Source organism: Synechococcus lacustris str. Tous (assembly GCF_003011125.1).
In the GTDB taxonomy this organism is placed as follows: Bacteria; Cyanobacteriota; Cyanobacteriia; order PCC-6307; family Cyanobiaceae; genus Synechococcus_D; species Synechococcus_D lacustris.
The window spans coordinates 1-10,285 of the sequence record NZ_PXVC01000068.1 but is presented as its reverse complement, the minus strand read 5'-3'; the positions used below and the strand labels follow the sequence as shown (position 1 = coordinate 10,285).

Here is a 10,285-nt window from a genome sequence, read left to right as displayed (position 1 = left end):
AGGCTGCCCAGCACCAATAGGGCTTGGGATACCTCAAGGTTTGGTTTCCAGCGGCGGCAGATCAACAGCAATAGGGCCGCCCCAACACTGGCTTCAAGCCAGCGCTGCACAAATAGTTGCGTTGCCGGCCGGCGGCTGATTAGGCCGAAATTATCGAGAACGTCGTAGGCCCTTTGGCTAATGGGCTCGCCGCGGCGGGTGATTACTTCACCGGCCCGCACTTGAAATTTTGGTATKCCATTTTGCTGCACTAAATCATTGAGCAGCAGCTGGGTGAGGTTGCTATCGATCCGCAGATTGCTGTTGCCCTGCAGGGAGCGAGTTATCAGTTTTGCGCCAAGGCTGCGGCTCGGTTCTGGCAGTTCCCCCAATTGCAGCCAGCTGGCCTGRAGCAATTGGCCATGGGCAAGGGTTGCAACTACCCCTTGGGCCAACATTTTTTGTTGGGCAAGCCTGAGCTGTTGTCCCCAAATCTGCAAGCTTTCAGGGKTTGATTCCTTTAAGAACAGCAGCTCTGCGGGGGTGAGATTCACCGGGGCCAATTGCTTTTCGTTGCCACTGCTGCTGCTGAGCAATTCCTGCCATAGGCGCTCAAGCCGTTCCTGTAATTGCCGGCTGGCTGCTGCATCGGTGGTTTGCACCTGAATGCGGGGGCCTAGCTGGGAGCGCCGTTGCTGCAGGGCCTCACTATCAACAACGGTGCTTGATCGCGGCGCCCGCACCTCAAAGGGGGCCGGCACCCCTGGCCGCAGGGTGGGCTGCACCAGCCAGGGCCAGGCCGATAGCAGCCCCACCAGCATGCAGCTGAGCAGMAGCAGCGCGCCGTCTTGTTTGCTCCAGTGGCTGCTGAGGCGCCAAGGCATTTCCTGGCGCAACCAACGGCGCCAGAATTTACAAGCTGTGCGCCATTGCTGTGGAAGCTTGTTTTGCTGAACTGGAGGGGGAACTAAAGACACCGACGCACCGGACGTCAGACTGACGCTAGCTCCTGCAATTGCCATGGCCGCTCAACGCTTGGATGGCCGCTTGCTGGCGGCCCAGCTTGAAACCAGCATGGCGGCTGCTATTGCGGCAGGCTTGGCCAAGGCTGGTAGGCCCCCAGGTTTAGCTGTATTGAGGGTTGGTGATGATCCAGCCAGTGCTGTTTATGTGGCTAATAAGGAAAAGGCCTGTGCCCGCATTGGTGCCAAAAGTTTTGGCAGCCATCTACCCGCAAATATCAGCCAAGCTGCCCTTGAGTTGGAACTGCATGAACTAAATAAAAATCCAGCCGTTGATGGAATTTTGGTGCAATTGCCCGTGCCAGCTTCCATAAACGACAGGGCATTGCTTCAAGTTTTAGATCCCAATAAAGATGCAGATGGCCTGCACCCACTCAATTTAGGWCGCCTGCTGCGGGGGGAAGTGGGGCCCCGCAGTTGCACTCCCGCCGGGGTAATGGCCCTTTTGAAACAGGCCAAGCTCCCTTTGGAGGGCATGCGAGCGGTGGTGGTGGGCCGCAGCATTTTGGTGGGGCAACCGATGGCGTTGATGCTTCAACAGGCCAACGCAACCGTAACGATTGCCCATTCCCGCAGCCTCAACCTGGAGGGCATTTGCCGCGATGCGGAACTGTTGGTGGTGGCAGCTGGTAAGCCTGGTTTGATCGGTGCAAACCACGTGAGCCCAGGGGCGGTGGTGGTGGATGTGGGGATCCATCGCCGCCCGGAGGGCGGTTTATGCGGTGATGTGAGATTTGCTGAGGTGGAACCCTTGGCTAGGGCCATCACGCCGGTGCCCGGTGGTGTGGGCCCCATGACCGTAACGATGTTGCTGCTGAATACGCTGAGGATGTGGGCGCAACGCCATGCTTTAGCTGAGCCATGCCAGGGACTTTGATTGCTTTGCTTTTGGCAGCCCTGCCGCTGCAAGTGTTGCCGCTTCAAAAGGGCACCGTGATGTCTGTTGAAAATGGCCAAGTGGTTGTTGTGCGGCTTGGCCGCAGCGATCGAAGGGTGCGGCTTGCCTGCGTGGATGCGCCGGAGCAGAGTCAGCAGCCATGGGCGCAGCARTCGAAAGCYGCCCTTGCYAGTGAATTACCAGTGGGAACTGCGGTAACGGTTGAATTRCGGGCAAGGGATGTGTACGACCGGATTGTTGGCGTGGTGCGCCGCGGTGGTTTTGATGTGGCGCCTGAAATGTTGAAAAACGGCATGCTTTTTGTTCATGACGGTTACCTGGGCCGTTGCGATGACCTGCCCTATGGGGCCGCTGAAACCACAGCTAGGGAGCTGGGAGTGGGGGTGTGGAATCGGCCTGGAGGAATTCAGCGACCCTGGAATTTGCGCCTCGAACTAAACGATGCCAACCAAGAGCCCTAGGRAAACAACCCGCCGCCGTCTTAATATTTTTTTTATGTTCTCCGCTGGTGGGCCCATGGTTTGCGCCCCTTCCTCTTTTTCGCCGGAATCATTTCCTGGGCCCTCAGCTGAACAGCTGCGCAGCCTTTCCGGTTTGGATTTAATGCATACCCTTGAGYTWGCCCATGGGGCGATCCCYTGGAATCGCCCAGAAGTGAGCGAATTTGCCAGCGTTACTTTGGTGGTGGAATTGCCYGAGGCTATGGCTGCACTRCTGCAGCGTGTGGTGGAGTGATGGTTGSTGGCTTTGATTTTCAGCAATACCTGCTCCAGGGCCGTGAAGTGGTGGAGGCGGCCCTAGGGCAGGCCCTTGGCCCGGAACGTCCTGAATCCCTGCGGGAGGCCATGCGCTACTCGCTATTGGCCGGTGGTAAACGCCTGCGGCCAATCCTCTGCTTGGCCAGTTGCGAATTGGCGGGCGGTGATCCAGCYCTGGCTTTGCCAACGGCCACCGCCCTGGAGATGATCCACACCATGTCGCTGATCCACGATGATCTGCCGGCCATGGATAACGACGACCTGCGCCGTGGTAGGCCCACCAACCACAAGGTTTATGGSGAAGCCACAGCCATCCTTGCCGGTGATGCCCTGCTAACAAGAGCCTTTGAAATGGTTGCCCTGCGCAGCCCTGGGGTGCCAGCGGATCGGTTGCTGCAGGTGGTGGGCGAATTGTCTTTGGCGGCTGGCGCCCCAGGTTTAGTTGGCGGCCAAATCGTTGATCTAGCCAGTGAAGGGGTTGAGGTTGATTTAGCTACGCTTGAATACATTCATTTGCATAAAACCGGCGCTTTGCTTCAAGCGGCGGTTTTAAGTGGGGCGATTATCGCTGGGGCTGAAGAGAATTTATTAACGGCCCTGCGTTGTTATTCCCGTGCCATAGGGCTTGCTTTTCAAATCATCGACGACATTCTCGATCTAACCGCCAGCAGTGAAGTGTTGGGTAAAACCGCCGGTAAAGATCTCACCGCAGATAAAACCACCTATCCGAAACTGTTGGGGCTTGAGGCATCGAGAAATCGTGCCGATAGCCTGGTGCAGGAAGCGCAGCAGGTGCTCGAGCCCTGGAGTGAAGCAGCGAAGCCCCTGCTCGCTCTGGCGGGCTACATCACCGCCCGCGACCGATGACAACCCCAATTGCCGCTGCATTTTTTAATAACAGCGCCCTCACCTGGGGGCTCGTGGCCTGCGGTGTGGCCCAGCTTTCAAAATTATTTGTTGAATTGCTCCAACACGGCCGTTGGCGGCCAGCGGTGTTGCTTGAAACCGGTGGCATGCCCTCCAGTCATTCCGCCTTGGTAACTGGAACGGCAACGGCAATCGCTTGGGAAAACGGCTTGGATTCGCCCCTGTTTGCCCTTGCCGTAACGGTGGCTTTTGTGGTGATGTACGACGCCAGCGGCGTGCGCAGGGCAGCTGGAAAGATGGCGGAACGGCTTAATAGCCTCGGGGAAGCCCAAGGTTTAGCAAGCCTTAAAACCAGCCTTGGCCATAGCCGCCCGCAGGTGTTAGTGGGCAGTTTGTTGGGCCCGCTGGTGGCGATTTTGGGTGAGGCCTTTCTTGGCAGCCCCCTGGCCCTAGCCCAGCGCTTTGGCTTGTTTGTGGGGGTTGGTTGAACTGACAACTTCCGATGGCCTTGTTCTAACCGCCCAACAAACAGCAGCCCTTGAAGCATTTAAGGCATGGTTAAGCCAACCGGCCAGCGGTGAGCCATTTGTGCTCAGTGGCTATGCCGGYACCGGTAAAACCTTCCTCTCGGTGCGCTTTCTTGAGATWGCTGATGGGGCGGGYTTCTGCTGGACCGTGGCTGCCCCCACCCATAAGGCCGTGGGCGTGCTTAGGGCCGCTTTGGATTCCCAGGGACTACGGCCCACCTGGTACCCCTCAACAATCCACCGCCTGTTGCGCCTCAAGCTCAGCCGCATGGAGGAACGGGAAAGCTGCGAACCCACCGAACAAACCGCCACCGCCYTRGAGCAAATCGGTTTGGTGCTGCTTGATGAGGCGTCGATGGTGGATAGCAGGCTCTTGGAAATCGCCTTGCAATGCGCCCATCCATTTGGCACAAGGCTTGTGTTTGTGGGCGATCCCGCCCAGTTGCCGCCAGTTGGTGAAACCACCAGTGCCGTATTTGCCCTGCAACGGGCTGTTCAACTGCAGCTAACAGAGGTGGTGCGCCACGGTGGACCTGTGCTCAAGCTGGCCAGTGGATTGCGCAGCGGGGCGCTGCCCAGTTGCCAGCCGCCTTTGCTGGCTGCCATCAACACTGCCGAGGGCCAGGTGRCGGTGGTTGGCCGTGATGAGTGGATAGCCGAAGCCCAGGCGGCCTTGCGCTTGAGCAGTGAAAATTTTGATCCCGACCAYGCCCGTTTGCTTTGTTTCACTAATCGCACCCTGGAGCGATTAGTGCCGATYGCTCGCCGCGCTTTGCATGGGGAGATGGCCGATCAGCTYTCCGTGTTGCCTGGGGAGGTATTGATTACCCGGGCTGCGGTGATGGCTCCCGCCTGCCAGGAAGGCTTAGCCAATAGTGAGCAGGCGGATCTGGTGTTGGGYTCMAACCGGGAATTGGTGGTGCGTGATGTAACACCCGATCGCTGCGACCTGGCTGATCTGGGCTTGCCTGATGCGCCAGTAATTGAAACCTTGCGGGTTGATGTGGAGGCAGGGGAAACCCAATTGCAATTGCGATTGGCGCCTGCCCCCGGCAGTGATGGGCGCCAGCGSTTGGATTTAGCCCTTAGCGATCTCCGCAATCGAGCTAAAGCAGCCACTGGAAAGCAAAGAAGTTTGTTGTGGCGCCAGTATTTCCTGYTGCGTGATGCCTTTGCTGCCGTGGGGCCAGCTGCTGTGCTCACGGTGCATCGCAGCCAGGGCAGCAGCTTTAGCGATGTATTTGTTGCCCCTGATGTGTATTGGCCCCAGCAGGAGGAGGTGCGCCGTCAACTCGTTTATGTGGCCGTAAGCCGCGCAAGGCGCCGGGTKTGGTTAGTTGGACGGGCTGATCTKGCCATTGAGCARCAGCAGCGCTGGAGCCAATGGCTAAGTGATGATTTGAAAATTGCCTAAGCCCGTCCAGCCCTGCCAAGCCAGRTAAACGGCTAGGCCAAGGCTTAAGCCGCCRAGGATCAAGCTGCTGCGATCTTCAATTAATTGTTTGCCTTTTTGCAGGAGTGGTAAAACCTGCTGGCGKCCCACAAGCAGTAAAAGAATGGGCAGCAATAAAAACAAACTGCTGATCAAGCTGAAGTAGATGATTAAACCGATTTCACTGCTGGTTTCGTARTTGCCGCCTTGAACGAGGGCAGCGCCTTTTGCCAGCAAAAATAAATTATCTGGGCTCAGAAGCAGGGTTAAAGGTGCCACCAGCATCATCACCAGYAAAGGCAGYTGGCCCACTTTTTCCAACTTATGAATCCAACCCTCTGAGAGGTCTTCATAACCCTCAGGTTTTGGATCYAATTCGCGAATACCCAAGGCCAGCAGGGCTCCGGCGGCAAATAGATCAAGCCCCACCTGTTGCACACTGCCCCTTTCCATCGAAAGGGTGAGGGAGCGGCCAACGGTGAGCAATAGGGCAATGGCAGCGCTGTTTGAAAAAAACCAGGCGAGGCTAAATAGGCCCGAGCGCAGGAATGGTGTTGCCCCCAATAACAACAGAAAAACCAGGGCAATATCCAACGGACTYAAGGCCACCGCCAAACCGCAGGCGGTTAATTCCGTGATGGTGCGAATTATGGGCATGGGGCATTCCAGCGCATCAATACCTGATTCTCCCTTTCGAAACCCAGCACACTGCTGGTGGCGGTGCCAAGGGCCAGGTGTTTGCCYCCCACAGCCCCCTGGCCAATCCAAGTGCCTGCAAGGCTYCTTAGGATATGACCATGGGCAAATAGGGCCACATCTCCCTCAACTGCCAGCAGCGCTTCAATCACGCGGTTGCAGCGTTCGGTTACGGCAGCTGCATCCTCGCCATCAGGGCAGCCATGGCTCCAAACACTCCAACCAGGAACGGTTTGGCGAATTTCAGGCGTGGTGATGCCCTCATAGGCGCCGTAGTTCCATTCGCGCAGCAACTCGTTGATTTGCGCCTGCCCGCCAAGCCCTGCTAGCTCACAGGTGCGCCTGGCCCTTTGCAGCGGGCTCACCCACACCTGTTTGAACTGGTGGTTGGCAAGCATTGGTGCAAGCCKTTTGGCTTCCGCTTCCCCCTCTGGCAGCAATGGAATATCGCTGCTGCCCGTGTGACGGCCGTTGCGGCTCCACTCGGTTGCCCCATGGCGCAGCAGCCAGATCTGTTTATTTGTTTGCATTGGTTTGGCTGGGGTTGGTTTGGCTGGGGCGAATTTCAAACCAATCGGCGCCTGTGGGGGCAAGCATGCTGGTGAGCACTGAATCCACCCKGGCGGCCGTKGGGCCAGCCTCGCACCAAACCCGTAGTTCAGCCAGGTGTTGCTGCACACCTTCCGCCTGGATTTCAACGCTGCCATCAGCGCAATTACGCACCCAACCAGCCAAACCAAGTTCCGTGGCCCTGCGCTTACAGGCCGCCCGATAGCCCACCCCTTGCACGTGGCCGCGCACTAACAAACGCCAACGCTCTGGGGTGAGTGGGTGGCGYTTAGGGGCAAAGCGTTGCCGGTTTAATTCTGCGTCGTTTGCCTCTTGGCGTTCGCGGCTACTGCTGCGTCCCGCAGCCGAAGGGGTATCGAAGGGCATCCACCCCAGTGGAGGTGAAGCCAGCTTGCGTGAAGAGCGGCGTTGGTCCATCCCTCAACCCTAGCCAGCACCCCCCAACCTTCCAACCGCCAAGCCTGCTCAGCAGCTTTTTGAGCGGGGGCYTCCTGCAGCTGCCAGCGGTGAAATTCATGGCCCTGCAATTGTTCACCTGGCCTGASCACCAAACCAGCCCGCAGTGGTGTGGCCCCTCGGTAACCGAGGCTCAAGGCACCCCGTTGGGCGCGAAAGGGCAGCACCCCAGCCATGGGATGGGCTTCCCCATCGGCATCKAGGAGCTCCTGGCCGAGCAGCAACAGTCCGCCACATTCGGCATAGAGCGGTAAACCAAGGCGGCAATGCTGGTTGATTGCCCCAAGGCTGCGTTTGCATTGGCTTAATTCCTTGGCCTGAAGTTCGGGGTAGCCCCCTGGCAGCACAAGGGCAGCACAAGCCTCGGGAAGCGCTTGATCTTCCAGMGGTGCCCACCACTGCACCTGGCAGCCCAAAGCCTCGAGCCACTCTGGTAATTCCGGATAACAAAAGTRAAAGGCCTTGTCTCTAGCGATAACCACGCAGGGCCGTTGCTYTGATTTCTGGTGAGTTGYTTGCTGGTGGGCTTTKTGTTTGCTCAACAMTGTGCCGAGGGACCAGCTGATGGGGTTTTGAGCTGGGTTTTTAGTTTGGCTTTGAGTTTGAAGAGTGTTTTGATTTGGGTTTGCCATCAGCGCCAAAAGCKTTTCCAGCTGCAACCATTGGCTTGCCTTTTGRCCAAGTTGGCTAAGCCGTTGCGGCCAAGCCTCCTGCTCTGCAGGGGGCACCAGGCCTAAATGACGGCTGGGTAATTCCAAGCTTTCATCGCGGGGAATCACCCCAAGCACCGGCATGGCGATGCTGCCCATGGCCTCCTGGAGCAATTGCTGATGGCGACTGGTGGAAACCCCATTGAGCACCACCCCAGCAATATTTAATTTGGGTTCATGGTCGCGAAAGCCCCGCACAAGAGCMGCGAGGGACCCAGCCTGGCGACTGGCTTCCACCATCAAAAGCACCGGCAGATTTAGTTCAAGGGCAATGGCGGCACTGCTGCCTTCACTGCTGGGGCCGCGGCCGTCRWAGAGCCCCATCACCCCCTCCACCAGGGAGAGGGGYACCTGGTTGCTCCACCAGTGGAAGCTTTGCCGCACCCATGGGGCACCGCAAAGCAATAAATCAAGGTTGCGGCAGGGGCGACCACTGGCGCTAGCCAGCAATTGGGGGTCGAGGTAATCGGGGCCCACCTTGAAGGTTTGCAGCCCTATGCCCCTGCTGCGGGCCGCAGCCGCCAGGAGCAAGCAGAGCAGGGTTTTGCCGCTGCTGCTGCAGGGGGCCGCGATCAGAAGGGCCAATTAGTGGCACAAATCAATTTGGCAGCAGCTTGGCAGCAAGGGGTGCGGCAGCACACAACAGCGGATTTGTGCTGTCGTGGCCACCCCTGAGGGTGCGGGAAACCTCTTTCTGGGCTGATTCCACCGCTGTTGYTACCACCTCCTCAACCAATTCCAACCGGGCCATGCCCCCGGCCTCAAGGCGCATGCAACCGCCGGTTTCGCCGCACAAAATTACGCAAAGGGGTGTGCGACCCTCTGGCTCACAAACCAGCCGCAAACCAACCAAGCTGCCTGGATGGGTGCTTGGTGTGCCAACGGGAACGGGCATTTGCCGAAAACGCACAGGAACACCATCGGGCCGGCGGAAGCTGGCCAAAATGCCATCACCCTCAGCCTTAGAGGTGTGCTCCAGCTGCCAGCCGAGCCGATCTGCGATCCAGGCCGCCATCAATAAACCCTGCACGGGCTGATGACCTTGCACATCGATATCGAGTTGAACCACATGGGCTAGGGCATCCCTGCGGCTAGGCATATCGAAGGCCATGGCAAGGCTTTCGCGCCAACTAACCAAGCGATACCAGTTCAAATCGCTGATCGCTTGGCCGCTGGCTGCTCGGCTACAAAGCACTTCCAAAGCCCTCGCTGGGGAACCGATGGCGGTATCCACCACCAGGCGCCGCGGCGCTTGGCTCACGGCTTCAAACAGTTGCGGTGCCTCATCAAGGCAGCCGTTCCACCACACCCAGCAGGGCAATTCGGCTGAAATCAAGGGATTAACCATCTGCAAGCCATGCTCCAGGGCGCCCAGGCCACCGCGCATTACCACCACATCGCCGCACACACTCGTCATGGGGCCTTCTTCAGGCAGGGGGCAGTAGGCCGCCACAAGGGTTTCGAGGGGCCGATGGCCATCAAGGGTGGGGGCAAGGGTGATCAAGCGGCGCGGTTGGTGGCGGCTGATCGCTGCATCTACCTGTTGACCTCTGAGATCTTCCGCTGAGGCATCACCTGGTAATTGCCCCAATTGCCAAGCCAATTCAGGGGCGAGGGGTGAGGTGGAWGGCGGCAAACCACAAACGGGTATGGCCTCCCTGGCKGCTTGGAGCAATTCAGGTCGCTCGAGGCCATTGATGGGTCCAGTTAGGCGGCCTAAACGCACTAATTGCTGCTCTATCCAGGCTGGTTCCCAAACCACTAGCGAGAAAGTGCTGGCCCCATTGGCCTGCTCCTGTTCACCCTCCCAAAGGCGACCCAGATAATCAGGCACCTCCTGGGGTGGTAGTTCCAAGGGAGCTTGCAGGGTTAGTTGGGGGGCCATGGTTTTAGGGGAATTGGGTTAGGGGTAAAAAGCTGATTTGGAAATAATTCTGTTTTTAATGATGCCTAGAAAAACAGATCYGATCAGGGGCGCCGCCAGAGCAAACCATCGCGGGCCAGGAGGCTGTCKGCGGCGGCAGGACCCCAAGTGCGGGCTTCATAGGGATAAACCGGCAATTGCCAAGGCTGCTGTTCGATCAACTCCACCAATGGGGTGTAGAGCCTCCAAGCTGCCTCCACCTCATCGCTRCGGGTGAACAGGGTGGGATCGCCGAGCATGGCATCGGCCAGCAAGCGCACATAACCCTCATCGGAGGGTTCACCAAAGGATTCGTCGTAGGAGAAATCCATGTCAACAGGTCGGCTGCGCATGCCGGAACCTGGGGCTTTCACCTCAAATCTGAAATCAGCCCCTTCATTGGGTTGAATTCGCAAAATTAATTGGTTTGCGGTGGGGCCAGCACCGGCTGAATCAAATAAATGCAC

Annotated in this window: 11 protein-coding genes and 2 pseudogenes; 6 read left to right on the top strand and 7 right to left on the bottom strand. The window is 58.1% G+C overall.

Translation table 11 applies throughout. The features are described 5' to 3' along the window. A pseudogene (locus C7K08_RS10955) lies at positions 1 to 956 on the bottom strand (HDIG domain-containing metalloprotein); the annotation flags it as partial. Between the two features lie 43 nt (positions 957 to 999). Here C7K08_RS10955 and folD point away from each other — a divergent pair. The 6 genes from folD to C7K08_RS10925 are packed head-to-tail and all read left to right on the top strand — an operon-like array spanning position 1,000 to position 5,465. Continuing rightward, complete coding sequence (gene folD, locus C7K08_RS10950) at positions 1,000 to 1,878, top strand: bifunctional methylenetetrahydrofolate dehydrogenase/methenyltetrahydrofolate cyclohydrolase FolD (RefSeq protein WP_106500651.1); 879 nt, start codon at positions 1,000 to 1,002, stop codon at positions 1,876 to 1,878. Next, a complete protein-coding gene (locus C7K08_RS10945; RefSeq protein ID WP_241537216.1) occupies positions 1,863 to 2,360 on the top strand; it encodes a thermonuclease family protein in 498 nt (165 codons plus the stop codon). Before folD ends, C7K08_RS10945 begins: the two co-directional genes overlap by 16 nt. 34 nt (positions 2,361 to 2,394) lie before the next feature. After that, on the top strand, positions 2,395 to 2,634 hold the full coding sequence (locus tag C7K08_RS15550; RefSeq protein ID WP_161955891.1) for a hypothetical protein: 240 nt from the start codon (positions 2,395 to 2,397) through the stop codon (positions 2,632 to 2,634). Beyond that, positions 2,634 to 3,524 carry a geranylgeranyl diphosphate synthase CrtE gene (gene crtE, locus C7K08_RS10935; RefSeq protein WP_106500649.1) on the top strand — a complete coding sequence of 297 codons (891 nt, stop codon included), beginning with the start codon at positions 2,634 to 2,636 and terminating at the stop codon, positions 3,522 to 3,524. Before C7K08_RS15550 ends, crtE begins: the two co-directional genes overlap by 1 nt. Beyond that, complete coding sequence (locus C7K08_RS10930) at positions 3,521 to 4,012, top strand: divergent PAP2 family protein (protein WP_106500648.1); 492 nt, start codon at positions 3,521 to 3,523, stop codon at positions 4,010 to 4,012. The genes crtE and C7K08_RS10930 overlap by 4 nt, the downstream gene beginning before the upstream one ends. Beyond that, entirely contained in the window at positions 4,005 to 5,465 is a 1,461-nt protein-coding gene (locus C7K08_RS10925) for an ATP-dependent DNA helicase (RefSeq protein WP_423218695.1), read from the top strand. Before C7K08_RS10930 ends, C7K08_RS10925 begins: the two co-directional genes overlap by 8 nt. Here C7K08_RS10925 and C7K08_RS10920 read toward each other — a convergent pair. The 6 genes and pseudogenes from C7K08_RS10920 to C7K08_RS10895 all read right to left on the bottom strand — a co-directional run. Further along, positions 5,439 to 6,140: a GAP family protein gene (locus C7K08_RS10920; protein WP_106500647.1), complete on the bottom strand. Its 702-nt coding sequence runs from the start codon at positions 6,138 to 6,140 to the stop codon at positions 5,439 to 5,441. The two genes, C7K08_RS10925 and C7K08_RS10920, sit on opposite strands and share 27 nt — an antisense overlap. Further along, positions 6,131 to 6,709: a histidine phosphatase family protein gene (locus C7K08_RS10915; RefSeq protein ID WP_106500653.1), complete on the bottom strand. Its 579-nt coding sequence runs from the start codon at positions 6,707 to 6,709 to the stop codon at positions 6,131 to 6,133. Before C7K08_RS10915 ends, C7K08_RS10920 begins: the two co-directional genes overlap by 10 nt. Then, entirely contained in the window at positions 6,696 to 7,115 is a 420-nt protein-coding gene (locus tag C7K08_RS10910; protein ID WP_106500652.1) for an acylphosphatase, read from the bottom strand. Before C7K08_RS10910 ends, C7K08_RS10915 begins: the two co-directional genes overlap by 14 nt. Further along, positions 7,040 to 8,500 (bottom strand): cobyrinic acid a,c-diamide synthase CobB, encoded by a 1,461-nt coding sequence (locus tag C7K08_RS10905; RefSeq protein WP_106500646.1) that lies wholly within the window; start codon positions 8,498 to 8,500, stop codon positions 7,040 to 7,042. The genes C7K08_RS10910 and C7K08_RS10905 overlap by 76 nt, the downstream gene beginning before the upstream one ends. Before the next feature lie 13 nt (positions 8,501 to 8,513). After that, complete coding sequence (locus C7K08_RS10900) at positions 8,514 to 9,800, bottom strand: glucose-6-phosphate dehydrogenase assembly protein OpcA (RefSeq protein ID WP_106500645.1); 1,287 nt, start codon at positions 9,798 to 9,800, stop codon at positions 8,514 to 8,516. Between the two features lie 83 nt (positions 9,801 to 9,883). Further along, a pseudogene (locus C7K08_RS10895) lies at positions 9,884 to 10,285 on the bottom strand (glucose-6-phosphate dehydrogenase); the annotation flags it as partial.